Here is a 25,852-nt window from a genome sequence, read left to right as displayed (position 1 = left end):
ACCGTGTCCGTATGCGCGTGCTTGCCTTCCTCGACGGGACCCTGGCCGACCCCGAAGCCGCCCACCTGCGAGTAGACGATCTGGGACTGCTTCGCGGCGACGGCGTGTTCGAGACGATCCTCGTCGTCGACGGGCGACCTCGCGAGCTTCGCCCGCACCTCGAGCGGCTGGCCCGTTCCGCCGCCATGCTCGACCTGCCGGCGCCGGACCTCGCGGCTTGGGAGCGCGCCGCGCGGACCGTCATCGACAACTGGACCGCCAGCTCCGAGATCGCCCTGAAACTGGTGTACACCAGGGGAATCGACGGCGATCCGGAAGCGAAACCGTTCGGGTTCGCACTCGGCGTGGAGATCGACGAGAAGGTCCTCCGCGCCCGTGTCGAAGGCGTCGCGGCGATCACCCTCGAACGGGGGATCGAGCCCGAACTCGCCGAGCGCGCCCCGTGGCTGCTGCTGGGCGCGAAGTCGATTTCGTACGGCGTCAACATGGCCGCGCTGCGGGAAGCGGGCCGCCGCGGCGCGAGCGATGTGATTTTCACCGCCGCCAACGGTTCGGTCTTCGAAGGGCCGACTTCGACCGTCGTCCTCGCGAAGGACAAGACGCTCTACACGCCGCCGGCGAGCATCGGCATCCTGCCGGGGACGACGCAGGCGGCGCTGTTCCGCGGCGCCGAGCGGGCGGGCTGGTCGATCAAGGTCGAGCCGCTCCAGGTCAAGGATCTCGGCGAGGGCGAGGGACTGTTCCTCGCGTCGTCGGTCCGCAAGCTGACCAGGGTGCACACGCTCGACGGCGTCGCGCTGAGCGACTCCAGCGCGATCCACGCCGAACTGGCCGCCGCCTACGAGAGCGAATACGCGATCAGCTGAGCGGGCTGATGATCAGCAGGTGCGGCAGGATCGCCTCTTCGCGGTAGGCCGCGATCTTGTGGTGCCCGTCGAGGATCACCGCCGCGTCGGCGGTTTCCAGCACCACCGCGACCGGCCGGTGCCCGCTCTTGATCGCCGTCCGGTAGTAGCCGACCCGGGATACGTCGGCGGGCGGCCAGTCGGCGCTCGGGGTCAGATAGCGGTCTTCCGTCAGCCGTTCCGGGCCGGTGACCTGGTATCTGCCGTCGGCGAAGAGATCGAGGAGCGGGCGCAGCGTGTCGCCGAGCGGCCGTCGCATCTGCCCCGTGGCGAGCGCGATCCGCAGCGACTGGGGCAGTTCTGGCTGGGTGGGGACCGAATTCGTGTCGATGACACCTGTGCCACCGTCGACCGTTACCTTTTCCACACCCTCGTGGACGAGTGAAAGCGGAGAAGGGTTCCGGGACGGGCCTGTGCGAGCGCCGGGAGTGACGCCTGTCTCACCACGGCCGCTACCGGATAACCACCGGTAGTTGGATGATCCGCCAAGAACACGACCGGCAGCCCGTTCGGCGGGACTTGGATGGCACCGATCAGCAGGCCTTCGCTCGGGAGTTCCTTTTCGGCGTAGTCGCCTTCGCGCGCCAAAGGAGTTCCGTCGAGCCGGAGGCCGACGCGGTTGGATTCCGCCGTCACCGTCCACGTCTTCGCGAGCCCGGCTTCCAGGCCCTCGAACCAGTGCGCCCGCGGCCCGGGCCCGACCGGCACGACCAGCTCCGACGGCGCCACGGTGGGCAGCACGACATCGGCGCCGCGGGCCACGCCGGGCGGCGTGCCGAGTGGGAGGACGTCGCCCGCGCGCAGTGGCGCGGGCCCGATCTCCGAGAGGACGTCCCGCGACCGGCTGCCGAGTTCGGCGTCGGCCGCGATTCCGCCGGAAACCGCCAGGTAGCACCGCAATCCGTTGATGGGCGCGCCGATCGCCACGACCTGGCCCTCAGCCAGCCACACCGGCGCGTGCGAGCCGACGGCGTGCCCGTCGACCTCGACGGCGACCGCGGGGCCGGTCACCGCGATCGTGCAGGACGTCTTCGCGCGCAACCGCAGTCCACCGAACAGGCACTCGATGCCCGCGGCGGCTTCGTCGTTGCCGGCGAGCCGGTTGGCCAGTGTCAGCGCCGGGACGTCCAGCGCGCCGGATGGCGGGACGCCGAGATGCGCGTACCCCGGCCTGCCGAGGTCCTGGACCAGTGCGAGCGGGCCGGTCTCCACCACTTCGAGAGCCCTCATCCGGCGCTCCGGAACCGCACCCGGTCGCCGGGCGCCAGCAACGCGGGCGGGTCGGCACGCGGATCGAACAGGACGGCCCGGGTGTGGCCGATCAGCCGCCAGCCACCGGGAGAGACCCGCGGGTACACCCCGGTGAACTCGCCCGCGATCCCGACCGAACCCGGCGGCACGCGAGTACGCGGGCTCGGCAACCGCGGCTGCCGGAGTGGCCCGGGAAGTCCTGTCAGATAGCCGAAACCGGGCGCGAACCCGGTGAACGCCACGGTGTAGACGGCATCGGTGTGCAGCCGCACGACGTCCTCAAGGGACACTCCGGCGTCCTGGGCGACGAGTTCGAGATCTTCGCCGTCGTAGGTGACGTCCAGGGTGATCTCGCGGGGTTCGCCGTCGGGCGGATGTTCGAGATCGGCGCCGGACAGGAGGTCACGGACGGCGGCGAGAGCGCCCGAGCCGGGGGTTTCCACCACGAGCAGGCTCCTGGCGCCGGGGACGAGTTCGGCGATCCCGGACGGTCGCGCGGACGAAACCGCGGCATGCGCCGCGATCGCCTGGGTCAGGGAAGCACAGTCGAGCAGGGCGGCGTGCTCGCCGTAGGCACGCCACCGCACCGGAAAGGTCAGCCCACCACGCGACGCAGCAGCGCCGACGTGTGCGGCTGGAGTTCCTGGCCCATCATGGCGCGCTCCTCGACGTAACCGAGTTCGCCGTTGACGATGCCGTAAAGCCGCTGGGACGCCGTGACGTCCTTCGCGGTCGAAGAGCGGACGACGGCGTCGGTGCCCAGTTCCCAGGCCGGGACCGAGGCCTTCCCGCGCGGCTTGCCGTAGAAAAGCTCGATGATGCCGGTGTTGTGGGCCAGCAGCAGTTCGATCGTGTCGTCGGCCTGCGGGCGCCAGAACCCGGACTCGCGTGCCGCCGGACGGATGACGTTGCCGTCCTCGTCGAGCAGCCAGGCGCGGGCCTCGTGCGTGAGGAAGGGACGGCCGTCGTGCGCAATGGTCAGCTGCATGCCGAACCGGCGCGGGCCCTCGATGGTCGGGTAATCGACCTCGCCTTCGCCACGCCAGACCCCGACCAGCGGCAAGAGCGCCAGGCAGGCGTCATTGAGATTCGGGCCCTCGCGCAGGTTCGCCGTGTCGCCCGGGACGGGCATGTCGTCGAACTGGGGGAGGTTACGTTCGCGCGTGCTTTCCGCGCGCTTCTCCGCGGCCTGGATGGCCTCGTCGCCACTCGCCGTCATGGGTCAGCGCTGGTCCGCGTAAAGCCGGTAGACGACATACACGGCGAACCAGGTGATCGCGACGCCGGCGAGCACCAGCAGGGTCGTAAACAGGATCTCCACGCCACGCACTTTAGTCGCTACCTGCCCGGACGGCCTCGCACAGGGTGCGTGGCCGTGCCCACAGGTGCCCCCATGCGCGTGAAGGCCCCCTTCCCTCGGCTCAGCCGAGGGAAGGGGGCCTTCACGCGCGAAACGTCAGGCGACGGAGACCTGGAGCTGGTGTACGCCGGGACCCTGAGCGGTGACGGAGGCTTCACCGTTACCGCTCTTGTGCAGCGCGCGCACCGTCCAGTCGCCGGGAGCCGCGTAGAAGCGGAAGTCGCCGTCGGCCGACGAGACGACCTCGCCGGTGAAGTCGCCGCCGCCGTCCAGCAACCGCACGAAGGCGCCGCCGACGGGCCCGTCCGCGCCGGTCACCTTGCCCGCCAGCACGACCTGGCCGCGAGTGTCGTAATCGGCGGGCGTGGCCTCCTGGACCGGCGCGCCGCAGCTGTCGTCCACCGCCATCACTTGGCTCCCAACTCGACCGGCACGCCGACGAGCGAGCCGTATTCCGTCCATGAACCGTCGTAGTTCTTCACCGCGTCGTAGCCGAGGAGCTCGTGCAGCGCGAACCACGCGATGGACGAGCGCTCACCGATCCGGCAGTACGCGATCGTGGACTTCGACTCGTCGAGGCCCTCGTCGGAGTACAGCTCCTTGATCTCTTCCTCGGTCTTGAAAGTGCCGTCCTCGTTGGCGACCTTCGCCCACGGGACGTTCAGCGCGCCGGGGATGTGGCCGGGGACCTGCGACTGCTCCTGCGGAAGGTGCGCCGGGGCGAGCAGCTTGCCGGAGAACTCGTCGGGCGAGCGCACGTCGACGAAGTTGCTGCCGCCGATGGCCTGCACGACCTCGTCGCGGAACGCGCGGATCGAGAGGTCCTGCTCCTTGGCCTGGTACGTGGTGGTCTCGCGCTTGACCTCGTCCGAGTTCAGCTCGCGCCCGTCGAGTTCCCACTTCTTGCGGCCGCCGTCGAGCAGCTGCACGTTCTCGTGGCCGTAGAGCTTGAAGTACCAGTACGCGTACGCGGCGAACCAGTTGTTGTTGCCGCCGTAGAGAACGACGCGGTCGTCGTTCGAGATCCCCTTCTCCGACAGGAGCTTCTCGAAGCCCGCCTTGTCGACGAAGTCGCGGCGGACCCCGTCCTGGAGGTCCTTGCGCCAGTCGAACTTCACCGCACCGCGGATGTGTCCGTTGTCGTACGCGGTCGTGTCCTCGTCGACCTCGATGAACACGACACCCGGGGTGTCCAGGTTCTCCTCGGCCCACTGGGTGGTGACCAGGACGTCTTCACGGCTCATGGAGCTGACTCTCTTTCTGGTGGTTAGGACGCGCGCGGGCTGGGACTGAAACGCTTGATGAGCAGGTACATCTCGCAACCGAGACAGAAGTTGAACGCCGCGTTGAGGAAGGCCGCGAACAGCGCGAACGCCGTCGCGACGAAGCCGAGCGCGGTCAGACCGGCGGCGAAGCCGACGGTGCCTGCGACGGCGAACACGAAGCCGACGGCCTGCGCGAACCGCAGTGGCGCGGCGTCTTCCCGTTCGGTCGTCGGGCCGAGGCGCGGCGCGACCAGGTAGCGGTAGACCAGGGAGTACGGCGCCGGCTTCAAGCCGATGAAGGCGCCGATCGCGAACACCACCGCCTGCGCCGCGAGCAGTGGCCACCACTGGGTGATGAGCACGACCGCGAGCACGATCGTCGTCAGGATGGCGGCGAACCGCGGACCGCGGGGGTCGACGGCCGGTCCTGCGGACATGGGTCCTCCTGCGAACGAGAGGGAAAGAGGTGCGTGCCCGACGGGCGCGCGGGCGGCTGAGGCGCGATCAGCGAGCCGGACACAGGCTGCTGCGAACGCGGCACAGATCCACTGCGCGGCGCTGGGTCAGCAAGGTTCGGGGCAGCCTGTTCACGGGCACGAGGGTACGCAGAGCTCCCTCAGGTTGGGAACCGTGTTCACACCTTGGGACGCTTCCCAAAACTCGGGATCAGGCGTTCGCCAGGTGGGGTTTCAGGGCGTCGAGGAGCTCCTGACCTCGGGGAACGCCGCCGACGCGGAAAACCTCCCGGCCGTCCGGTGTCAAGGCCAGCGTCGTCGGAGTCCGCAAGACGGAAAGTGCCTGGGCGACTTCCGGGGTCTCGGTGACGTCCAGGTCGACGTGGGTGAGCCCGTCGGTCTTCTCCGCGAGAGCAGACAGGATGGCGCGCGTGTGGCGGCACGGCGCGCAGAACGTGGTGGAGATCTGGACCAGGGTGACGCCGTCGGGGGCGAGCGCGTCCGAGACGCGGCCGGGGAGGGTGGATGTGCCGGACTTCGCCGCACGCACTCGGCCGTCACGCGCCCGCAAAAGCGCGCCCGCCACCCCGCCGAGCGCCAGAACGCCCAGCAGCACCCACACCCCGGTCATCCGAGATCACCCCGCGTCGAATCAGCCCTGCGGCTTCGCTCCGCTGAAGGCGACGTTCTTGCCTTCGCCCTTGATGGTCACCGAGCCACTGCTCACGCGCACCGACGTCGGGGTCACCGAAAACGGCATCGCGCCGGTGTCGATGGTCGCGTTGAAGTTCGGCAGCAACGCGTCCTGCACCGCCTGGGGAACGATGGTGGTCTCCTTGTCATTCCCGAACTGGAGGCGCTTCGGCTCGATGCTGATCTTCTGGCCGTTCAGTTCGATCATCGCGAAACAGAAGATCTCCACCTTCTGACCGGCGATCTGCACGTTGCCGGACAGCCGGATTCCCGCGCTGGAGCTGTCGATCGGCTCGCCCTGCGCGTTGGTGGTCGGCGGTGTCGTCTCGCCCTGGCCATTTTCGCCGTTGCGGACGTAGTCCTCGGTGACCGGTTCGATCTTCAGGTTCTCGATCTTGTCCAGCGGCGCCTGCTTCGCGATGTCGGAGGCCTTGATGGTCACCTCGCCCTTGAGTGTCGCGATGGTGATCGCCTTCGTGTTGCCGTTCATCAGGTCCGAAAGCGGCGCCGTGACGTCGCTCATGTCCGCGTTGAAGTCCACATCGCTCAACCGCGGCGGGACGGCGACGCCCTGGGCGTTGACGGTGATGTGACTGTAGTCACCGGACAGAGCCTGGGTCAGGAACGGGAAACCGTGCACTGTGACCGCCGGATCGTTCTTCAGCGCCAGCTGTTCGCGGGCCTTCTGGGAGATCGTGTGCTCTGCGTACGCCGCCGCCCCGAAGTCGGCTCCGACCAGGAGCACCAGCAGTACCGCGAGGGCGATGAGCCAGCCTCGGCCACGCCGCTTTCCTCGCTTGACGGACCGGCCGGGGGACGGTCGTCCGTCGTGCGCCACGGGCCTGCTCACCATCGCGTCGAATCTCCTTCGTATCCCTCTTTGGCCAGGTGTGATCGATCCAGCACGGGGTAGGTGTCCGGCTGTTCACCCGCTATTCTCACTAAGCACCGGCTGTAGCCACTACGAGTGAAGGCGGTGCGGCGATGAGCCTGGACCTTCTGGTACTGACCGCGGAAGCAGACGCCACCACGGTGTTGCCCGCCCTGGATCTGCTGCCCCACACCGTACGCGTCCGTGCTCCGGAAGTGACCGCGCTCCTCGACGCCGGCCACCGCGATGTCATCGTCCTCGACGCCCGCAGCGATCTCGCCTCCGCGAAGAGCCTTTGCCGCCTGCTCAAGGGCGCCGGTGAGGACGAAGCCTCCACGCCGATCATCGCCGTCGTCGGCGAAGGCGGGCTGGTCGCGGTCAGCGCGGAATGGCGCACCGACGACATCCTGCTCCCGACGGCCGGTCCCGCCGAGGTCGACGCCCGGCTGCGGCTGGTCACCACCCGCGACGGCGCCACCTCGCAGGTGGACGCCGAACTCCGCGTCGGCGAGCTGGTGATCGACGAAGCGACGTACACCGCGAAGCTCCGCAAGCGCACTCTCGAACTCACCTACAAGGAGTTCGAACTCCTCAAGTACCTCGCGCAGCACGCCGGCCGGGTGTTCACCCGCGCCCAGCTGCTGCAGGAGGTCTGGGGTTACGACTTCTTCGGTGGCACGCGCACGGTCGACGTCCACGTGCGGCGGCTGCGCGCGAAGCTGGGGCCGGAGCACGAGCAGATGATCGGGACCGTGCGCAACGTCGGCTACAAGTTCGAGCGGCCTGCCAAGGGTGCCGCGGCGAAACAACAGCAGGCCATCGCCCTGGACGCGAGCGTCTACGAGCCGAGCGAGCTTTCCGCGCACTGAATCCCTTCCTCTCCTGCCTGACAAGACGTCCGGGCGGGAACAGGGTTCCCTAGTACTGTCGGTTTCATGCTCGATCTGCGGTGGACCGATGAACCGGAAACGGAAGAGATCCGCGACTTCCTGCTCGCCGTGCGCGAGGCCGACGGCGATCCCCTGGACACCGGTTTCCCCGGTGGGCAACACCTCCTGGGGCACGCCGACGGCGAGTTGGTCGCGTACGCGCACCTGGACACCGAGGGCGACTCGCACGGCAACCAGGTCGCCGAACTGTTCGTCCACCCCGCGCACCGCCGTGCCGGTCACGGCAGGGCGCTCACCAAGGCGCTGGTCGACCACGTCGCCGGGAAACCGCTGCGGGTCTGGGCGCACGGCGATCACCCCGCCGCCGTCCACATCGCCGGGACCGAAGGCTTCGAGCGCGCTCGCGAACTGCTGATCCTCCACGCCGACGTGGAGACGGCGGACTGGCCGGAACCCGTGACGCGCGAAGGGATCACGCTGCGCACCTTCGTTCCCGGCCAGGACGAGGAAGCGATGGTCCGCGTCAACGCGCGTGCCTTCGACTGGCACCCAGAGCAGGGCGCCCTGACCGCCGACGAGGTCCGCGCGACCGAGAAGGAAGCCTGGTTCGACCCCGAAGGCTTCTTCCTCGCCGAACAGGATGGCGAGGTCGTCGGCTTCCACTGGACGAAGGTCCACGAGGCGGTTCCCGGCCGGTTCGGCGGCGAGCCGGCGGGCGAGGTCTACGTCATCGGCATCGATCCGGACGCGCAGGGCGGCGGCCTCGGGAAGGCGCTCACGCTCGCCGGGCTGCGGTATCTCCGCGACCGCGGACTCGGCCAGGTGATCTTGTACGTCGAGGGCGACAACGCCCCGGCACTCGCGGTTTATGCGAAGCTCGGCTTCACCCGATACGAGGTCGATGTTCAATACGCACGGTAATCGTGTTCCCACGGCTGGCACTTGACCGGTCACGGAGAGCAAACGCGCAGGTCACAGGCGAGACACGGACCACTTTTGGAGTAGTCGCACTGCTCACATCGGCCGCCTTGTTCACCTTTCGTTCACCCTTTGACGGCCACCTGTCCACTGTCAGTGCCTAGTGTCCGGGTCCGGTAGGAACGTTCCCGTTCCGCCGATCCGGCGAATGTCTCCCAGTGGAGGAAATGCAGTGAAGATCATGCGGCCCGCGGGCGCGATCGGCATCGTGGCTAGCGCCGCCCTCGTGCTCGGCGCCTGTGGATCCGACCCGGCGTCCAAGCCCGCCAGCACGGGTGCCGCCGCCGCTCCCAGTGGCGCGGCCGACGTCGTTTGCGGCGGCAAGAACCCGCTTTCGGCAGAGGGGTCGTCCGCGCAGAAGACCGCGATCGACATCTTCGTGCAGCAGTACGCCGCCAAGTGCGCCGGTCAGAAGGTGAACTACAACCCCAGCGGTTCCGGCGCCGGCATCAAGCAGTTCAACGCGAACCAGGTCGACTTCGCCGGTTCGGACTCGCCCCTCAAGAGCGGCGAAGAGGCAGACAAGGCCAAGGCCCGCTGCGCCTCCGACGCGTGGAACCTGCCGCTCGTCATCGGCCCGGTCGCCATCGCCTACAAGGTCTCCGGTGTCGACAAGCTGACCCTGACCCCCGAGGTCACCGCCAAGATCTTTAACGGCGGCATCACCAAGTGGAACGACCCGGCCATCAAGGCGCTCAAGGGCAACGAGAGCGTCAACCTGCCGGACAAGCCGATCCAGGTCATCTCCCGCACCGACGAGTCGGGCACCACCGACAACTTCCAGAAGTACCTGAAGGCGGCCTCGAAGGGCGCTTGGACCCAGGGCGACGGCAAGAAGTTCAACGGTGGCGTCGGTAACGGTGCCGAGAAGTCCAACGGTGTGGCCAGCGCGGTCAAGGCCACCGACGGCGCCATCACCTACGTCGAGTCCTCCTTCGCGAAGGACGGCCTCAACGCCGCCCTGATCGACAGCGGCTCCGGCGGTGTCGAACTCACCGCGGCGAACGTCGCCAAGTCCCTCGACGCGGCGAAGTTCAAGAAGGAAGGCTCCAACGACCTCGCGCTGGACCTGGAGTCGATCTACTCCAGCAACGTCGCGGGCGCCTACCCGGTCATCCTCGCCACCTACGAGATCGTCTGCTCCAAGTACGCCGACGCTGAGGTCGCCAAGGCCGTCAAGGCCTTCCTGAACGTCGCCGCCACCGACGGTCAGAAGCCGCTTTCGGACAAGGGCTACGTGCCGATCCCGCAGAGCCTCCAGGACAAGGTCCTGACCGCTGTCAAGGCCATCGCCTGACCCTGTTGCCAACCTCAGGTTGATCAGTAAAGACAGGCTGGACAGAAGTAGTCGATGAGCGATTCATCTTCGCCCAGAACGCCCACCGGCGACCCCGGTGGGCGTTCTGGCGTCCGCGAGACCTTCACGGAGGACCCGATTTCGGAGCAACCTGCCGCGTCACCGCCCGAGAAGTCCTCGGTGCAACTCGCGAGCCCCAATTCCAGGACGGTGCGACCCGGTGACCGCATCTTCCAGTTCCTGACCACCGGAGCCGGCGTCTTCGTCGTCTCGCTGATCGGCCTGATCGGGCTGTTCCTGCTGGTGCAGGCCATTCCGGCGCTCCGGGCCGACAACGTGAACTTCCTGACCAGCCAGACCTGGCAGACCGAACCGAACGACATGAAGTTCGGCATCATGGGCCTGCTGCTGGTCACGGTCTACAGCGCGTTGCTGGCGCTGATCATCGCGATGCCGATCTCGCTCGGCATCGCCCTCTTCCTGACGCAATACGCGCCGAAGCGGCTCGCGCGGCCCTTCGCCTACGTGATCGACCTGCTCGCCGCCGTCCCGTCGATCATCTATGGCCTCTGGGGCCTGATGGTCTTCGCGCCGACGATCGAGCCCTTCTCCCAGTGGGTCAACGACACCTTCTCGTGGATCCCGATCTTCGCGGCGGGCAACGTCTCGCCGGACATGCGCGGCACGATCTTCACCGCGGGCATCGTGCTCGCCGTGATGATCCTGCCGATCATCACCTCGCTGTCGCGTGAGGTTTTCGAGCGGACCCCGACCCCGCATATCGAAGGCGCGCTGGCGCTGGGCGCCACCCGCTGGGAGGTCATTCGCACCACGGTCCTGCCGTTCGGCAAGGCGGGCTACATCGGCGCTTCGATGCTCGGCCTCGGCCGCGCGCTCGGCGAGACGATCGCGCTCGCGATCATCCTGACCGGCGCTGTGGGCCGCGAGTTCACCTTCAGTCTCTTCGACGGCGGCGCCACGTTCGCCTCGAAGATCGCGGCGGACTACGCGGAGCTCAACAACGAGATCTCGGCGGGCGCGTACATCGCGGCGGGCCTGGTGCTGTTCCTGCTGACGTTCATCGTCAACTTCGCCGCGCGGACCATCATCGCCAAGAAGGGGGACTGAGCATGTCCACCACGCTCGAGAAGACCCCCGCCACCACCCCCGCCTTCCAGCAGGTCAGTCTCGCGAGGAAGACCAAGAACGGCCTCGCGACGGTCCTGATCTGGCTGTCGTTCCTGATCGCCGTCGTGCCGCTGGTGTGGCTGCTCGCCACGGTCGTCATCAACGGCGTCAAGCGAATCCCGTACAGCAACTGGTGGACCGAGGACTTCGGCTCGGTGCTGTCGGACGAGGTCGGCGGCGGCGTGCTGCACGCGGTCATCGGTTCGGTGCTGCAGGGCCTGGTCTGCGCGATCATCGCGGTCCCGATCGGCATGCTCGTCGCGATCTACCTTGTCGAGTACGGCCGCGGCAAACTCGCGAAGATCACGACGTTCATGGTGGACATCCTCTCCGGTGTCCCTTCGATCGTCGCGGCGCTGTTCATCTACGCGCTGTGGATCACGACGTTCGGCCTGCCGCGCAGCGGTTTCGCCGTGTCGCTCGCCCTGGTGCTGCTGATGATCCCGGTGGTCGTGCGGTCTTCGGAGGAGATGCTGCGGATCGTCCCGGACGACCTGCGTGAGGCCTCCTACGCGCTCGGCGTGCCGAAGTGGAAGACGATCATGAAGATCGTCCTGCCGACCGCGCTGTCCGGCATCATCGGCGGCATCATGATGGCGCTCGCCCGGGTCATGGGCGAGACCGCGCCGCTGCTGGTCCTCGTCGGGTACTCCGCTTACGTGAACTGGGACATCTTCGGTGGCGAGCAGGCCGCCTTGCCGCTTCTGATGAACAACGAACGGGTCAGCAACCCGTTCGACGAGGGCACCGTCGCGTTCGACCGGATCTGGGGTGCCGCGCTCACCCTGGTGCTGATCATCGCGGTCGTGAACCTCCTCGCCATGCTCTTTGCCCGTCTTGTCGCCCCGAAGAAGAAGTGAGCTGTTTGAGATGGCCAAACGAATCGACGTCAAAGACGTGGACATCTACTACGGCAAATTCCACGCCGTGGACGGCGTCACCCTCTCGGTGCCGCCGCGGAACGTCACCGCGTTCATCGGCCCGTCGGGCTGCGGCAAGTCGACGGTGCTGCGCACGCTGAACCGCATGCACGAGGTCATCCCCGGCGCCCGCGTCGAGGGTGAGGTGCTGCTCGACGGCGAGGACATCTACGGCACCGGAGTCGACCCGGTGCAGGTCCGCCGCACGATCGGCATGGTCTTCCAGCGGCCGAACCCGTTCCCGACGATGTCCATCCGCGACAACGTCGTGGCAGGGCTGCGCCTGGGCGGCACCAAGGGCAAGAAGCAGCTCGACGAGATCGCCGAGCGCGCGCTGCGCGGTGCCAACCTGTGGAACGAGGTCAAGGACCGGCTGAACAGGCCGGGCGGCGGCCTCTCCGGTGGTCAACAGCAGCGGCTCTGCATCGCGCGGGCGATCGCCGTGCGGCCGGACGTGCTGCTGATGGACGAACCCTGCTCCGCGCTCGACCCGATCTCGACGCTGGCCATCGAGGACCTGATCGGTGAGCTCAAGAAGGAGTACACGATCGTCATCGTGACGCACAACATGCAGCAGGCGGCGCGGGTCTCGGACCAGACCGCGTTCTTCAACCTGGCGGGCGTCGGCCAGCCGGGTCGCCTGGTGGAGCTGAACGACACTGAGAAGATCTTCTCGAACCCGGACGAGAAGGCGACCGAGGACTACATCTCGGGCCGCTTCGGCTGAGTCTTCGGCAAAGTACGTGAAGGCCCCCTTCATTGCGTCTAGCGCAATGAAGGGGGCCTTCACGTACTTGCGGGTGGTCCTGAACGGGGTTGGCTACGGCCCGCGTTTCGTCCTCTAGTTGCGGTGGTTCGTGGTGCGAACTACCGCAACTAGAGGACGAAACGCGGTCGAGGTCAGGGGGGGTGTAGTCGGCAGCGCGACCCAGGGCTCGCGGTCGTCCGCGTCCGGAGAGCGGAAGGGGCCCTTCACCGCGTGACATGCGGTGAAGGGCCCCTTCGCTGCGTCTTGTGCGGGGAATGTCCCCTTCGGACTAGGAAAGTTCGTCCGGGCCGTAGCCGGGCATCTTGCCGGTCACCACGAAGATCATCCGGCGCGCGACCGAGACGGCGTGGTCGGCGAAGCGCTCGTAGAAGCGGCCCAGCAGGGTGACGTCCACGGCCGCGGCGACGCCGTGGTCCCAGTTCCGGTCCATGATGACCGTGAACAGGTGCTTGTGGATCTCGTCGACCTCGTCGTCGTCCGACTCGATCGTGCGGGCGGCCTGGACGTCCTTGGACTTGATGACCTGCTCGGCCTGCCGGGCCAGCTTGACGGCCACCTCGCCCATCTTGGCGAAGTCGCCCCGCACGGCGTCGGGGAGAACCGGTTCGGGGTGACGGCGCCGCGCGGCCTTCGCCACGTGCAGGGCCAGATCGCCCATCCGCTCCAGACTCTCCGCCGCGTGGATCGCGGCGAGGACGGTCCGAAGGTCGGTCGCGACGGGTGCCTGCAAAGCCAGCAGCGCGTACGCCTGCTCCTCGCATTCGGCGCGCGCGTCGTCGACCTTCGCGTCGTCGCTGATCACCTGCTCGGCGAGTCCGAGATCGACCTCGAGCAACGCCCGGGTCGCCCGCTCCATCGCGTCGGCGACCTGGAGCGACATGCTCGCTAGGTTCTCGGCGAGCTGTTCGAGTTCGACATGGTAAGCCTCACGCATGGCCCAACCCTACGGGCAAGAGGGACCAAAAGCCGCATCCCAGAGTGAACCTGACGTGAACCCGGACTAACGAATGATCCTTCTGCGGATCTTCAGCCTGAGCTGCTGCTCTTCTTGGCGCCGCCGGACTTGGCGGCACTCGTCGGAGCGGGCCCCTCGCTGTTCGGAGGGGGTACCGGGGCCTTCTCCTCCAGTGGAGTGTTGTTGATCAGCGCGTCGAAGACGGCCTTCGACTTGCTCTGCAACAGCACCTCGTTGCCGCGGTTGTTCGCCTCTTCGGTGGTGGGCACGGTGAGGAACTTGACCTTGCTCGAGTCCATCCCGCGCATCGATTTCGCCAGCGTCATCATCTGCTTGATGCCGAGGTTCTCGCCGAAAGTGGCCTTGGCGAACGCGTCGATGAAGCCGCTCAGCTTGCCGGTGTCCAGGATGACTTCCTTGGACATCACCGTCTTCAGCAGCGCGCCGAGAAACGCCTGCTGTCGTTTGATCCGGCCGTAGTCCGACGTCGGGTCGCCCTTGACGTGCCGCGCCCGGACGTAGTTGAGCGCCTGGTCGCCGGAGATCCGGACCTCGCCCGCCTGCGGGATGATCATGCCGAGCGTGGTGTCGTCGACGGGCTTCTCGTTGTACACGGTGACGCCTTGCACGGCGTCGACCATGGACTTGAAGCCGTTGAAGTCGATGCCGACGAAGTGGTTCATCTTCATGCCGGTGATCTGCTGGATCACCTTCGTGACGCACTGCGGGCCACCGACCGCGTAGGCGGTGTTCAGTTTCGTGATCTTCTTCGCGGGCGAGGTCTCTTCCGTGTACGACGACGTGGCCGGGTCCCAGCGCTTGCATTCGGGGCGGTTGATCTCGAGGTCGCGCGGGAACGACACCATCACGACGCGCTGCCGGTCGGCCGGGACGTGCGCGATCATGACCGTGTCCGAGCGGGCACCCGGAGTGCCCTCCGTGTCGCCGACGCCGTCCTCGGCGGCAGCGCCGTCACGGCTGTCGGAACCGACCATCAGGAAGTTCTCGTCGCCGGTCTGGCCGGCGGCGTCCTGGATGTCGGCCGAGTCTTCGTCGAGCGAGGCGACGTTGTTGAACTTCGCGTCGAACCAGGTCTGCGCGCCCCACGCGGAGCCGAGGGAGAGGAACACGAGCGCGGCGACCACGGCGGCCGTGATCCGGCCCGCCTTGGCCGTCTGCCTGGTCTTGCGTTCCTTCTTCTCCTGCAGCCGGGTCTGCGGCGACGACTGCTCGGCGGCCGCCGCTTCGGCAGGCTCGGCGTCGTTGGTCGTGACCACCCGTTGCAGGGCCGTGCGGGTCTGCTCCAGCAGCGCGGCGGGACGGGAGGCGAGCCGTTCGCGGCGCTCGCGCTTCTTGGCCTCTTCGGCTTCGAGTTCGTCGTGCGCGGCGGAGAACCGGGCGAGCGTGTGGTCGATCCTGCGCTTGATGATCGTCGCGTCGTCGATCGCCTCGAGCTCGTCGGTCATCGTGAGCCGGTCCATCTCGGACCTCGGCGGGACACCTGGTGACAGCTGCGGGGAGGCCGACTGCGCCGGCGCCTGCGGTGCCGGTCGCTGCACGGGGCGACGAGGACGCCGCGGCGGGGCCGGGACCGCCGGCTGCTGCTGCGCGCCCGGGTTCACCACCGGCGGGCGGCGCTGCGTCGGCGCTTCAGGGCTCGGCGCGGCACGGCGCGGCTGACGCGTACGAGGCGGACGCGGGGGTTCGGTGGGCTGCGGCTGCCGCGTCGGCGCCTGCGGCGTGGCAGGTAGGGCCGCGCGAGACGCGGGCGGCGGGTTTCCGGCCGGGGCGGCCGGACGGGGACGACGAGGTGCGGGCGGTTCCGCCCGTGCCGCGTGCGACCCGGGTCTCGGAGGCTCGGGCTTTGAAGGCTCGGGTCTCGAAGGCTCGGGTCTTGAAGGCTCCGGCGTCGGCTCTTCCTGCCGTAGGCGGCGCGGCGCGGGTGCCTCGTCGGCGGGGTCGAAGATCGGGCGTTCACCTGTGTGACGTGCGACGACGTCGGAAACACTGATCCCGCCGTGGGTGTCCATCGAACGGCGTCGGCTCCCGCGGCCGCGCTCGCCGGCGCTCCTGTCCGCGTGGCTGTGGCGACCGGTCCCCGGGTTGTGGTGCTCGTCGGGCACTCGGTCTCCTTTCACGACTGGCTCGAAGCTCTTTCGTTATCGTACGGACACCTCGGGTTCGTGACGACAACCATCCCCGAATTTTCTTCACCCAAGGTACCGATCAGCGCCGAACGGTCCATGCGATCGGGTGAGCGGTTCTGGTTAAAGCTGCGTTAAAACAGGGGGAATCTGTTACGCAGAGTGCGAGCCTTAACCGAGTGAGTGGCTAGGCGTCCGTGGCGTCCGCGGAGTTCATCGAACGGGGAATCGTCCGCGACGATTCCTTATCCCGATAGGCCACTTTGTTCCGGCCCGCCCGTTTCGCCATATACAACAAAGCGTCGGCACGGCGCAACTGCCGTTCCGGTTCCGCCGCGTGATCCGGTTCCGCGCGGCTCTCGTGCGCGAGTCCCACGCTGATCGTCACCGAGAGTCCCTGCCGGATCCGCCGCCACGGATGGCGGGCCACCCGGATGCGGGCGGTGTCGGCGATGCGCACCGCGCGGGCGGCGTCGACGTCCGGGATGACGAGCGCGAACTCCTCGCCGCCGTAGCGGGCGCAGAACGCCTCGGGCGGAAGTCCTTGCTGGAGCAGATCGGCGACTTCGCGCAGCACCCGATCGCCGACCAGATGCCCGAAAGTGTCGTTGACCTTCTTGAACAGGTCGAGGTCGACCAGCGCGATCGCGATCCCGGGCGGGCCGCGGTGTTCGACGGCGGGGCCGTGCAGCCACTGGTCGAGGTAGCGGCGGTTGTAGCTCGACGTCAGGGTGTCCCGCAGGCTGCCGGCGCGGGCGAGGTCGAAGGCGGATTTGAGGTGGTGGTAGGCACGTCGCCAGTCACCCTGGGTGGCGAGCACTCCGGCAATCGATTCGTGCAGGCTGAGCAGATCGGTACCCGGCACGCCCGGTGGGAGCGCGGCCTCGTCGTCGGCTGCCACGCTCACCTCCGCCACGAATTGGTTTTCGTCGGATAGGAGGCAGGTCTTGAGGTATCGGTACGGTCCGAAGCGAATATCGCTCAAGTGGACGACGGCTAGACGCCATTGTCACGCACCGAAGTGCCGTTTTGTAAGGCCGAAAACGGCTCTAAGTCTTTGAGCTGCGAAAACTGATCTTTAGCCCAGTAACTCACGTTGGCCACATCGTCGTTCAGCAACCGTGCGTAATCATTCCAGCTCACCCAGCGCCAGTCGCCGACCTCGTCCGGATGCGGTTTCGGATCATCGTCGACCCAGGCGACGAAGACCGGGCAGAACTCGTTCTCGACCACGCCCTCGAACGGTGGCGTCCGGTAGCGGTACGCCGGCAGGACGCACCGGAGTCCGTCCAGCCGGGGCAGTCCGAGCTCGAAGGCGGCGCGGCGCCGGACGGCCTCCTCGATCGGTTCACCCGGTGCGGGGTGCCCGCAGACACTGTTGGTCCAGACCCGGGGCCACACCTTCTTCGTCGCGGCGCGGCTGCTGATCAGCAGGGCCTGATCGCCGCGGCGCAACAGATAGCAGGAGAACGCCAGGTGCAGCCGGGTGTTCTCGTGGTGGGCGGCCAGTTTGGGCGCGGTTTCGCCGGTCGGCACGCCGTCCTCGGTCACGTAGACGATGCGTTCGGTGTCCAGCTCGGTCGTGTTGTTCACCGGACCCACTGAACCAGCAGGCTCACGGTAACCGGTACCGCGACCAGAGTTACCCCTGTTAGTGGGACGAAAGGTGCTCCACTAGCAAAGAAGTGACGGCCTCGGGCGCCTCTTCCACCACCCAGTGGGAGGCGTCCTCGATCATCTCGAAGCGGTACGGGCCGGTGACCCGGTTCGCGGTGTCGAGCGCGGCCGTCGACCCGAAGGCGGCGTCCTCGGTGCTCCAGATGTAGAGCGTCGGAACCTCGATCGGCCCGATCTTCCCGCCGGTGCGGCCGGCGCGGTACCAGTTGAGCGCCGCCGTCAGCGCGCCCGGTTCGGACAGCCGCCGGACGTATTCGTCGACCTTGCTCGGCGGCACCTTCCAGTCGAAGATGCGGCGCAGCGCGTCGGCGTTGTTCTCGAGCATCCGCCGTTCGGTGACGCGGGTCTGCCGCCATTCGGTCATGTACCCCGACCGGAGATGCTGGTCCTCGTCGTTCTTCATGGCCTCCGCGAGCGCCGCCGGATGCGGCGTCGAAACCACGGCGAGGCTGCGGAGCCTGCCGGGATGCGTGTCGGCGGCCCACCACGCCACCGCGCCGCCCCAGTCATGCCCGACGAGGTCGAATTCGTTCCACCCCAGGCGATCCGCGATCGCGATGACGTCGCCGACGAGATAGTCGGCGCTGTACTCGTACGCCTGTTCCGGCCGGACGCCCGGCGAATAGCCACGCTGATCCGGTGCCACCGCGCGATAGCCGAGCACACCGAGTGTCGCGACCTGGTGCTCCCATTCCACCGCGGCCTCGGGAAACCCGTGCAGCAGCAGGACGGGGCGGCCGTCTTCGGGGCCGGCCGCGATGGCGTCGAAGGTACCGGCGTCGGTGGGGATGGTCAGCTGCTCGATCACGCCGCAGACTTTACGGGGACCGGGCGCGCTCAGCCTCGGAGTCGGGAGTTCGTGTCGTGAGCAGGTGAGCGGGGTTCGCTCACGCCCGGGGCAGCACACGGTGACACCGGAAGGCCAGGCGCCACCGCACCCAGCCGACCGGTCGCGAGCCGCTAGCCCCCGGAGTGCATGTCCTCGCCCTCGGGGACGCAGTCGTCGTCCGGGTCGTCGAGCCAGCCGTGCGGCAACGTGACCTTGCCCGGCGAACCTTGCCGCCCGCGTGGACCGGTGGCCGCGCTGGGGAACGGGGCTTCGTGGTCGAGCCGGGCGATGAGGTCGTCGAGCTGATCCATGCTGGAAAGCATCGCGAAGCCGCGCCGCAGCTCGGAGCCGACCGGGAAACCCAGGAAATACCAGGCCATGTGCTTGCGGATGTCGCGCATGGCCTTGTCGTGACCGTCGTGTTCGACAAGCAGTTCCGTGTGACGGCGCAACACCTTCGCGACCTCGCCGAGATTCGGCGGAGTGGGCTGGGGACGCCCGGCGAAGGCGGCTTCCAGCTCGCCGAACAGCCACGGCCTGCCCAAGCAGCCGCGTCCGACCACGACGCCGTCGCAGCCGGTCTGGTCGACCATGCGGAGCGCGTCCTCGGCGGAGAAGATGTCGCCGTTGCCGAGAACCGGGATGCTGGTGACGGCTTCTTTGAGCGCCGCGATCTTCGTCCAGTCGGCCTGGCCGGAGTAACGCTGCGCGGCCGTGCGCGCGTGCAGGCTGACCGCCGCCGCGCCCTCGGCCTCGGCGATGCGCCCGGCGTCGAGGTAGGTCAGGTGGTCGTCGTCGATGCCCACGCGGAACTTGACCGTGAACGGCACCCCCGCCTCGGCCGCCGCCTTCGCCGACTCACGCACGATGTCGGCGAACAACTTGCGCTTGAACGGCAACGCCGCGCCGCCACCCTTACGCGTCACCTTCGCCACGGGGCAGCCGAAGTTGCTGTCGATATGGTCGGCGAGCCCCTCACCGGTGATGATGCGGACGGCTTCGGCCATCGTCTTGGGGTCGACGCCGTAAAGCTGCATGGACCTGGGCTTTTCGTTCTCGCCGAAGGTCATCATGTGCAGGGTGCCGGGATGGCGTTCGACCACCGCGCGGGCCGTGATCATTTCGCAGACGTAGATGCCCGCGCCGTACTCCTGGCACAGCTGCCGGAAGGCGACGTTGGTGATGCCCGCCATGGGAGCGAGCACGACCGGGGGATCGACCTCGTAGGGGCCGATCTTCAGGCTGGGCTTGCTCAGGGTGGCTGTCACGTCCTCCATTGTCGCCTGTGGTGTCTGTCACTCGTCGGTGGGTCGCCTCCTTGTTCCAGACGATGACCTTGCCGCGAATCGTGGCACCGGCGTCGATCACGTCGACCCGGAAGACCCGTCCTTCCGCTGTTTGCCCGCGAACATGGCTGGAAGCGAGTCGGTTTGCCATTCGGCGAGCTTGGCTGCCCGGCCTTCGACCGTCAGAGCCCGGCCGAGCGGGTAGATGTACTTGCTCGCGAAGTGGAGGTTGAATTTCCCCACTCGAATTCTTCGGACGAAAATAGACCCCGGCGTCGTTGCCCGCCGACGAGGGCTGGACCGACTTGCTCACGGTTGCCGGGACAGCTCCGGGTGCGGACTGGGTGACCGTGAAGATCTCCCGACTCTTGCTGGCGCGCAACGGAAAGGCTGCGATTTCGGTAGCTTCGGTGCCATGAGCGTCCGCGCCAGGATCAACGACCTCTACACGCGGAGACTCCGCGCCCGCCTCCTCCGCGGCCCGCTGCCCCGGCATGTCGGCGTGATCATCGACGGCAACCGCCGCTGGGCTCGCCAGATGGGCTTCGAGGACGTCCGCGAAGGCCATCGGCACGGTGCCCAGCACATCGCCCGGCTGATGACGTGGTGCGAAGGCCTCGGTATCGGACACGTGACGGTGTACCTCGCCTCGGTCGACAACCTGACAAAGCGGGCGTCGCCGGAGATGACCTTCTTGATGCAGGTGATCGAGGACGTCGTCCGCGAGCGGCTGACCGCTCCGGGCGCGAATTGGCGGATCGCTCCCGTGGGGCGCTTGGACATGCTGCCGTCGTCCACAGCCGAAGTGTTGAAGCAGGCCGAAGAGGACACTCGCGGCGCGACGGGGCCTGAGCTGACCCTCGCCATCGGGTATGGAAGCCGCGAGGAGATCGTCGATGCCGTCCGAGACCTCGTGCTCGAAGGAGCGGCGGACGGCAAGTCCCTTGTGGAGATCGCGGAAACCGTTTCCGCGGAATCACTTTCCGCCCATCTCTACACGGCGGGCAGTCCGGAGCCGGACCTGATCATCCGGACCAGCGGCGAAGTCCGCCTTTCCGGATTCCTCCTCTGGCAGGCGAAGGGGGCGCAGCTGTACTTCTGCGACGTCAACTGGCCGGGCTTCCGGTATCTGGATCTTCTGCGGGCGCTCCGCGTCTACGCGGCCAAGAGCCCGGCCTCGTAACGCCGATCTACAGGATGGTCAGACCGATTCACCACGAGGAGCGATCACGGTCCGAGACATCGTCCCCTTGAGACGGGTCCCGTCGATGTAGGTCAAACGGCTGGCGACGGCCACGCCCGTGAGAAACCGCGGCCGTCGGCGACCGATGATTTCGCAGGTCGCGACCACATCGTCATCACGATTGAGTAGTGCTACGGATCCGGGAGCGGCCTCCAGGATCCATGCTGTTCGCCATGACCACCGATGGGGATGTGCTCCTCAGGCTCGCCGGGGAGATCGACGACCTTGGGGCCCGCCTCGCGCGGGTCGGTACGGAGCTTCGGACCGTCCAGTCCGGAGCGGAGCCGACGCGCGAAGAGGCGTCTGAGCAGGCACCTCAAGAGCAACCTGCCGCACCGCAACAGCCGCGGCCCGAGCAGCCGCAGCCCCAGCAGCAACAGCCCCAGCCGCAGGTTCCGCAGCAGCCGTACCCGCAGCACGCCCACTACCAGCAAGCCACGTACGCCCAAGCCCAAGCGCGGGCCCAGGCCCAGCAGCAATGGCAGCAGTACCAGCAGCAATACCGCCAGCACTACCAGCAGCCGCACCAGCACCCCCACCCGCCGCAGCAGCCCTACCGCCCGTACCAGCCCGTCCCGAAGGTGACGCTGGCCGAGAAGCTGAGCAAGGAAGGCGCGGGCAGCAGGCTGCTGGCCTGGGTCGGCGGCGCGGTCACGCTCCTCGGCATCGTGCTGTTCCTCGTGCTCGCCATCCAGCGCGGCTGGTTCGGCCCGTTGCCGCGGGTGATCGGCGGCGCCGTCCTCGGCCTGACGCTGGCCGGGCTCGGCCTGCGCCTGCACCGCACCCCGGCCGGCCGCACGGGCGCGTTCGCGCTCGCCGCGACGGGGATCGGGACGCTGTACCTCGACGCCATCGCCGCGACGACGATGTACGAGTACCTCCCGGCCTACGCCGGCCTCGCGATCGGACTCCTGATCGCGGTCGGCGGGTTGCTGCTGGCCGTGCGATGGAAGTCGTCGCTGCTCGCGACGGCCGTCGTGCTCGGCTGTGTGGTCTGCGCGCCGCTGATCACGCAGGGGTTCACCCCCGAGCTGGTCGCGTTCCTGCTGGTGGTCCAGGTGGCGTCGACGCCGGTGCAGTTGCGCCAGTCGTGGCCGTCGGTCGCGGTCGCCGCGGGGATTCCGCCGCTGGTCGCGTCGGTCTTCAGCACGGCGTTCACCGGCCTCGGCGGCAGCACCGCCAACACCGCCGCCGCGCTGGCCGCGGGCGCCGTCGGAGTCACGCTCGCCCTGATCGTCACCATCAAACGGCCCGGTGACGCCGCCGCGCTCGCCTTGCTCGCCGTCGCACCGGCGCCGTCGTTGCTCGCCGCGTTGTTCCTGCCGAAGACGCAGGCCGTGCTCGTCACCGCGGCGGTCGCGCTGGTGCTGCTCGGGGTGTGGGCGGCCGGTCAGTGGCTCAACGGCTGGACGGGTGACCTCGCGGGTGCCGCCGGTCTTCTCGCGGCCCTTCAGACGACGATGACCCTCTTCGACGGCTCCGCTCGCTCGGCGATCCTGATCGGCGAAGGAGTCCTGCTGGCGCTGGTCGCGTTGTGGACGAAGAAGCACGTGGCGCTCTTCGGCGGGCTGGGCTTCGCCGTCATCGGCGGGATCATCGCGCTGGCCTTCGACGTTCCGCCGACGCTCTTCTTCCTGATCAGGAACCGCCCGGACGCCGACCTCGCCGCCGCCCTGCTGGTGGCCGTCGCGATCCTGGCCGTCTCGATCACGCTTCCGTGGGTCGCGCACCGGCTCGGGCTGTTCAAGGCGGCGTCGGAGAACGTGGTGCCGTGGCTCTTCGCCGGCGTCTGCGCGCTCTACGGCGCGGGCGCGCTGGTGCTGTGCGCGTCGCTGCTGGCCGTCCCCGGCCGCTCGGGCTTCCTGGTCGGCCACGTGGTGATCACGGTGTCCTGGACGGTCGCCGCCCTCGTGCTGCTCATCCGCGGCATCTCGGTGGTCGGCCTGCGGGTGATCGGCCTGGTGCTGGTCGGCGCGGCGGTGCTGAAGCTGGTCCTGTTCGACCTCGCCGCGCTCGACGGCCTGGCCAGGGTCGCCGCCTTCCTCCTCGCCGGGCTGGTCCTGCTCGGCGCGGGGACGCGCTACGCCAAGCTCGTCGCGTCTCGCTGACCAAGACCGGAAGAAAAGGCCGCGGGTCGTGGTTGCTCGGTTCATGAGCTATCAACCCGACCCGCGGCTTGCCGTACGCGCGAAGGACAAGGTCGCCTGGCTGACCACGATCAGCCCGAAGGGCAGGCCTTCTCCCCGCCCGGTGTGGTTCGTGCTCGACGGTGAAGACCTCATCGTCTTCAGCCGTCCGGACACCGCCAAGACCCGGCACCTCGAAGCGAACCCCGAAGTCAGCGTTCACTTCAACAGTGACGAGTACGGCGGCTCGGTCCTGGTGATCGGCGGCAAGGCCGAGATCCTGCCGGACGGTCTCGCCTCGGAGCAGCCGGGTTTCCTCGCCAAGTACGAAGAGCATTACCCGGCGATCGACTACGACGTCCCGAAGTTCGACAAGGAGTACAACGTCCGGATCAGGATCCGGCCGGAACGCACCTGGGGCTTCTAGAAATCGACGGTCACACAGGCGATCCTGGCACCCGCGGTCCCGGCGTGGCCGGGGTCGGTGTGGGTGTGGTGTTCGTGGATCACGATCGAACCCGCCCGCCGCGTGGTGAACGTCCAGTCCACTTTGGACACGGCGGCGCCGCGGCCGGTGGCGTCGGTGGTGAGGTCCAGCCAGATCTCGTTGCGGGGGTTGGCGTAGGCCGGATCCACCGACGGCTTCACCGGGTCTTCGATGTTCTGGTAGTGCGGACCGGCGAGATCTCCGGTGGCACCGCACGGTTTCGTGTGCGCGTGGGCGCCGTATCCACGGTTGGGCAACAGGCCGGTCACGAGGACCGCGGTCGAGGTGCCGAAGGCCTTCGAGGTCAGCCCGAAGACGTGCGCGCGGGAACCGGGCGGGGCCAGCTCGGGTTTGTAGCTCGTGAGACCGCTCTTGGCGGTGATGACGTGGACCCGGGACTCGGGCGAGGCGGTGGCCGGCCCGGCGCCGGAAGTGAGGGCCAAGGCGGCGGTGGACAGGACGAGGGCGAGTACGGGGACGGGGCGCATGTCCTCTGCCTAGCCTGATCCAAGTCGGACCCGCCAGCACCACCACTCGAACGGGTGTAGCAATTTCAAACCAATGGAACTATAAGCGCCGGCCATAACGTCCATGAGGGCGCTGGCGGGGCATGGATGGCAGGTCAAGTGAACACCACCCCTCCGGATCGCACCTGGCTCGTCGCGGTCGCCGCGGCGCTCTGGGGCACCGACGGCCTTCTGCGGCTCCCGCTCGCCGAGGCACTCCCGGCGGCCACCGTCGTCTTCTGGGAGCACCTGCTCGTGGTGCTCGTGCTGAGCCCTCTCGTTCCCGGCGCCTTCCGCGCGCTGCGGCGGTGCGGTCCGCGGGAATGGCTGGCGGTGCTCGCCATCGGCGGTGGCTCGTCCGCGCTGGCGACGGCGATGTTCACCGCCGCCTTCAAACTGGGCGATCCGGTGACACCGTTGGTGCTCCAGAAGCTTCAGCCGGTGTTCGCCGTCCTCGCGGCGTACTTCGTTCTCAAGGAACGAGTCCGCCCGGGATACGCGTTCTTCGCGATCCCCGCCCTGCTGGGTGCCTGGCTGCTGGCGTTCAAGGATCCGCTGAACATCCAGCTCGCCGCGGCGAAGGCGGCGCTGCTGGCGATCGGCGCGGCCGCGTTGTGGGCGGCGGGCACCGTGCTCGGCCGGTTGCTCTCCACCGAACTGGCGCCGAAAGAGGTCACCACACTGCGTTTCACGGTCGGGCTCCCGGTCGCGGCGGGCATCGTGGCGGTACAGGGCGGCGGATTCGCGGTCGGCTGGGACAACGCGCTCGGACTCGGACTTCTCGCGCTGGTACCGGGTTTGCTGGCGTTGAGCCTGTACTACCTTGGCCTCCGGTCGACCCCGGCCGCCAGGGCGACGCTGGCGGAGCTGGCTTTTCCGGTCACCGCCGCCGTTATCGGCGTATCGTTCCTGAACGCGCATTTGTCCGGAACGCAGTGGCTGGGCCTCGCCGTCGTGGTCGTCGCGGTGACCTCGCTCGGCTGGCATGAAAAGGTCAGGCGTCAACCGATGGTCTTGGAGCCGCCGCATGGTCGAGCACACCGGAGAGACGAAGAACGAACGCCTGACCCGCAACGTCAGTGAGCTCCTCCAGGAGCTGCGGGTCGCGCAGGCCGGTGTCCAGATCCTCTTCGGATTCCTGCTGACGGTGGTGTTCACCGACGAGTTCCACGAGGCGAGCGGATTCGAGAAAGCCGTGCACCTGACGGCGGTTCTGCTCACGGTGTGCTCGACGGTGCTGCTGACGGCGCCCGCCGCGTGGCACAGGTTGTTGTTCCGCACCGGAAACCGTGAGCGGATCCTCACCGTCGGCAACCGGTCCGTCCTCATCGGACTCGGCTGCCTCGCGGCCGCGATCACCACGACGGTCGCGCTCATCGCCAAGGTCGTCTTCGGCCCGGTTTCGATGGCATTACTCGGCGTGGTGACCGCGGTGCTGTTCGTGGTCATGTGGTTCGTCGTGCCGCGGCGGATCGGCCGCGAGGACGGCGACTAGCGCCAGGTGCGGCCGGGTGTGCCTCGCGGCAGGCCGAACGCGGCGGGTGACCCGGTTTCCGGGCCGTCCGGGCTCGCGCCGTGGATCACCCGGCGGGCGCCGGCCCACGAGAACATCGCCTTGACCGAAGGCGAGTAGCCGGAGCCGTCCTTCGCGAGTTCCCGGTCGGGCACGCGGTATCCGTCCGGCGTGCGTTCCACGCGATAGACCATCGGCTGCCGCCGGAAGCCGCTGCCGGTGACGAGCCCGCCGCCTTCTTTCG

30 protein-coding genes are annotated in these 25,852 nt (G+C 68.1%); 12 read left to right on the top strand and 18 right to left on the bottom strand.

What is annotated here, in order from left to right; translation table 11 throughout:
* Window positions 1–11 precede the first annotated feature (11 nt).
* Window positions 12–866 (top strand): aminodeoxychorismate lyase, encoded by an 855-nt coding sequence (locus BS329_RS05675; RefSeq protein WP_076156199.1) that lies wholly within the window; start codon window positions 12–14, stop codon window positions 864–866.
* Here the strand turns inward: BS329_RS05675 and BS329_RS05670 are convergent.
* The 9 genes from BS329_RS05670 to BS329_RS05630 all read right to left on the bottom strand — a co-directional run bounded on the left by BS329_RS05670 (window position 859) and on the right by BS329_RS05630 (window position 6,782).
* A complete protein-coding gene (locus BS329_RS05670) occupies window positions 859–1,272 on the bottom strand; it encodes a hypothetical protein (RefSeq protein WP_076156197.1) in 414 nt (137 codons plus the stop codon). The genes BS329_RS05675 and BS329_RS05670 overlap by 8 nt on opposite strands.
* Complete coding sequence (locus BS329_RS05665) at window positions 1,260–2,135, bottom strand: 5-oxoprolinase subunit C family protein (protein ID WP_076156196.1); 876 nt, start codon at window positions 2,133–2,135, stop codon at window positions 1,260–1,262. Before BS329_RS05665 ends, BS329_RS05670 begins: the two co-directional genes overlap by 13 nt.
* Complete coding sequence (gene pxpB, locus BS329_RS05660) at window positions 2,132–2,743, bottom strand: 5-oxoprolinase subunit PxpB (RefSeq protein WP_076156194.1); 612 nt, start codon at window positions 2,741–2,743, stop codon at window positions 2,132–2,134. The genes BS329_RS05665 and pxpB overlap by 4 nt, the downstream gene beginning before the upstream one ends.
* An 8-nt stretch (window positions 2,744–2,751) precedes the next feature.
* Entirely contained in the window at window positions 2,752–3,375 is a 624-nt protein-coding gene (locus tag BS329_RS05655) for a heme-binding beta-barrel domain-containing protein (protein ID WP_076156192.1), read from the bottom strand.
* A gap of 237 nt (window positions 3,376–3,612) precedes the next feature.
* Window positions 3,613–3,924 carry a DUF1416 domain-containing protein gene (locus BS329_RS05650; protein WP_076156191.1) on the bottom strand — a complete coding sequence of 104 codons (312 nt, stop codon included), beginning with the start codon at window positions 3,922–3,924 and terminating at the stop codon, window positions 3,613–3,615.
* Window positions 3,924–4,760 (bottom strand): sulfurtransferase, encoded by an 837-nt coding sequence (locus BS329_RS05645; protein WP_076156189.1) that lies wholly within the window; start codon window positions 4,758–4,760, stop codon window positions 3,924–3,926. Before BS329_RS05645 ends, BS329_RS05650 begins: the two co-directional genes overlap by 1 nt.
* A gap of 23 nt (window positions 4,761–4,783) precedes the next feature.
* Window positions 4,784–5,218 carry a DUF4395 domain-containing protein gene (locus BS329_RS05640; RefSeq protein WP_076156188.1) on the bottom strand — a complete coding sequence of 145 codons (435 nt, stop codon included), beginning with the start codon at window positions 5,216–5,218 and terminating at the stop codon, window positions 4,784–4,786.
* Window positions 5,219–5,447: 229 nt separating this feature from the next.
* The gene (locus tag BS329_RS05635) at window positions 5,448–5,867 is read right to left on the bottom strand and encodes a TlpA family protein disulfide reductase (RefSeq protein ID WP_076156187.1); all 420 of its coding nucleotides are present in this window, start codon (window positions 5,865–5,867) and stop codon (window positions 5,448–5,450) included.
* Window positions 5,868–5,888: 21 nt separating this feature from the next.
* Window positions 5,889–6,782 (bottom strand): LmeA family phospholipid-binding protein, encoded by an 894-nt coding sequence (locus BS329_RS05630; protein WP_084749393.1) that lies wholly within the window; start codon window positions 6,780–6,782, stop codon window positions 5,889–5,891.
* 131 nt (window positions 6,783–6,913) lie between these two features.
* Between BS329_RS05630 and BS329_RS05625 the strand changes: the two genes are divergently transcribed.
* The 6 genes from BS329_RS05625 to pstB all read left to right on the top strand — a co-directional run bounded on the left by BS329_RS05625 (window position 6,914) and on the right by pstB (window position 12,800).
* Window positions 6,914–7,669, top strand: coding sequence for a response regulator transcription factor (locus tag BS329_RS05625; RefSeq protein WP_076156186.1), 756 nt, complete (start codon window positions 6,914–6,916; stop codon window positions 7,667–7,669).
* A gap of 66 nt (window positions 7,670–7,735) precedes the next feature.
* Window positions 7,736–8,611: a mycothiol synthase gene (gene mshD / locus BS329_RS05620; protein WP_076156185.1), complete on the top strand. Its 876-nt coding sequence runs from the start codon at window positions 7,736–7,738 to the stop codon at window positions 8,609–8,611.
* 229 nt (window positions 8,612–8,840) lie between these two features.
* Window positions 8,841–9,965 (top strand): phosphate ABC transporter substrate-binding protein PstS, encoded by a 1,125-nt coding sequence (gene pstS, locus BS329_RS05615; RefSeq protein ID WP_076156183.1) that lies wholly within the window; start codon window positions 8,841–8,843, stop codon window positions 9,963–9,965.
* A 210-nt stretch (window positions 9,966–10,175) separates the two neighbouring features.
* Window positions 10,176–11,093: a phosphate ABC transporter permease subunit PstC gene (gene pstC, locus BS329_RS05610; RefSeq protein WP_076156894.1), complete on the top strand. Its 918-nt coding sequence runs from the start codon at window positions 10,176–10,178 to the stop codon at window positions 11,091–11,093.
* A 2-nt stretch (window positions 11,094–11,095) separates the two neighbouring features.
* Window positions 11,096–12,013: a phosphate ABC transporter permease PstA gene (gene pstA / locus BS329_RS05605; protein WP_076156182.1), complete on the top strand. Its 918-nt coding sequence runs from the start codon at window positions 11,096–11,098 to the stop codon at window positions 12,011–12,013.
* A 10-nt stretch (window positions 12,014–12,023) separates the two neighbouring features.
* Entirely contained in the window at window positions 12,024–12,800 is a 777-nt protein-coding gene (gene pstB, locus BS329_RS05600; protein ID WP_076156180.1) for a phosphate ABC transporter ATP-binding protein PstB, read from the top strand.
* A 310-nt stretch (window positions 12,801–13,110) separates the two neighbouring features.
* On the opposite strand, the gene phoU is transcribed toward pstB, so the two are convergent.
* The 7 genes from phoU to BS329_RS43275 all read right to left on the bottom strand — a co-directional run bounded on the left by phoU (window position 13,111) and on the right by BS329_RS43275 (window position 19,976).
* A complete protein-coding gene (gene phoU, locus BS329_RS05595; protein WP_076156179.1) occupies window positions 13,111–13,776 on the bottom strand; it encodes a phosphate signaling complex protein PhoU in 666 nt (221 codons plus the stop codon).
* A 92-nt stretch (window positions 13,777–13,868) separates the two neighbouring features.
* On the bottom strand, window positions 13,869–15,278 hold the full coding sequence (locus tag BS329_RS05590; protein WP_076156177.1) for an LCP family protein: 1,410 nt from the start codon (window positions 15,276–15,278) through the stop codon (window positions 13,869–13,871).
* Window positions 15,279–16,128: 850 nt separating this feature from the next.
* A complete protein-coding gene (locus BS329_RS05585) occupies window positions 16,129–16,857 on the bottom strand; it encodes a GGDEF domain-containing protein (RefSeq protein WP_076156176.1) in 729 nt (242 codons plus the stop codon).
* Window positions 16,858–16,937: 80 nt separating this feature from the next.
* The gene (idi, locus tag BS329_RS05580) at window positions 16,938–17,534 is read right to left on the bottom strand and encodes an isopentenyl-diphosphate Delta-isomerase (protein WP_076156891.1); all 597 of its coding nucleotides are present in this window, start codon (window positions 17,532–17,534) and stop codon (window positions 16,938–16,940) included.
* A gap of 58 nt (window positions 17,535–17,592) precedes the next feature.
* The gene (locus BS329_RS05575; protein ID WP_076156174.1) at window positions 17,593–18,426 is read right to left on the bottom strand and encodes an alpha/beta fold hydrolase; all 834 of its coding nucleotides are present in this window, start codon (window positions 18,424–18,426) and stop codon (window positions 17,593–17,595) included.
* 152 nt (window positions 18,427–18,578) lie between these two features.
* Window positions 18,579–19,724, bottom strand: a complete 1,146-nt coding sequence (dusB, locus tag BS329_RS05570) for a tRNA dihydrouridine synthase DusB (protein ID WP_076156173.1) — start codon at window positions 19,722–19,724, stop codon at window positions 18,579–18,581.
* Between the two features lie 87 nt (window positions 19,725–19,811).
* Complete coding sequence (locus BS329_RS43275) at window positions 19,812–19,976, bottom strand: hypothetical protein (protein ID WP_158075753.1); 165 nt, start codon at window positions 19,974–19,976, stop codon at window positions 19,812–19,814.
* A 172-nt stretch (window positions 19,977–20,148) separates the two neighbouring features.
* Here BS329_RS43275 and uppS point away from each other — a divergent pair, with 172 nt between their 5' ends.
* The 3 genes from uppS (at window position 20,149) to BS329_RS05555 (ending at window position 23,529) form a co-directional block, all read left to right on the top strand.
* Complete coding sequence (gene uppS / locus BS329_RS05565; protein WP_076156171.1) at window positions 20,149–20,916, top strand: polyprenyl diphosphate synthase; 768 nt, start codon at window positions 20,149–20,151, stop codon at window positions 20,914–20,916.
* Between the two features lie 221 nt (window positions 20,917–21,137).
* A complete protein-coding gene (locus BS329_RS05560) occupies window positions 21,138–23,084 on the top strand; it encodes a DUF2339 domain-containing protein (protein WP_076156170.1) in 1,947 nt (648 codons plus the stop codon).
* A gap of 43 nt (window positions 23,085–23,127) precedes the next feature.
* Complete coding sequence (locus BS329_RS05555) at window positions 23,128–23,529, top strand: TIGR03667 family PPOX class F420-dependent oxidoreductase (RefSeq protein WP_076156168.1); 402 nt, start codon at window positions 23,128–23,130, stop codon at window positions 23,527–23,529.
* Here BS329_RS05555 and BS329_RS05550 read toward each other — a convergent pair.
* A complete protein-coding gene (locus BS329_RS05550; protein ID WP_076156167.1) occupies window positions 23,526–24,077 on the bottom strand; it encodes a superoxide dismutase family protein in 552 nt (183 codons plus the stop codon). The genes BS329_RS05555 and BS329_RS05550 overlap by 4 nt on opposite strands.
* 138 nt (window positions 24,078–24,215) lie before the next feature.
* On the opposite strand from BS329_RS05550, the gene BS329_RS05545 reads away from it, so the two are divergent.
* A complete protein-coding gene (locus BS329_RS05545) occupies window positions 24,216–25,178 on the top strand; it encodes a DMT family transporter (RefSeq protein ID WP_076156165.1) in 963 nt (320 codons plus the stop codon).
* Window positions 25,123–25,590, top strand: a complete 468-nt coding sequence (locus BS329_RS05540; protein WP_076156164.1) for a DUF6328 family protein — start codon at window positions 25,123–25,125, stop codon at window positions 25,588–25,590. The genes BS329_RS05545 and BS329_RS05540 overlap by 56 nt, the downstream gene beginning before the upstream one ends.
* Here BS329_RS05540 and BS329_RS05535 read toward each other — a convergent pair.
* Window positions 25,587–25,790 (bottom strand): hypothetical protein, encoded by a 204-nt coding sequence (locus BS329_RS05535; RefSeq protein ID WP_244197038.1) that lies wholly within the window; start codon window positions 25,788–25,790, stop codon window positions 25,587–25,589. The genes BS329_RS05540 and BS329_RS05535 overlap by 4 nt on opposite strands.
* Window positions 25,791–25,852 lie beyond the last annotated feature (62 nt).

The organism is Amycolatopsis coloradensis (genome assembly GCF_001953865.1).
Lineage (GTDB): Bacteria > Actinomycetota > Actinomycetes > Mycobacteriales > Pseudonocardiaceae > Amycolatopsis > Amycolatopsis coloradensis.
Note: the sequence above shows the minus strand (reverse complement) of the source record. Positions and strands in the feature narration are given on the sequence as shown.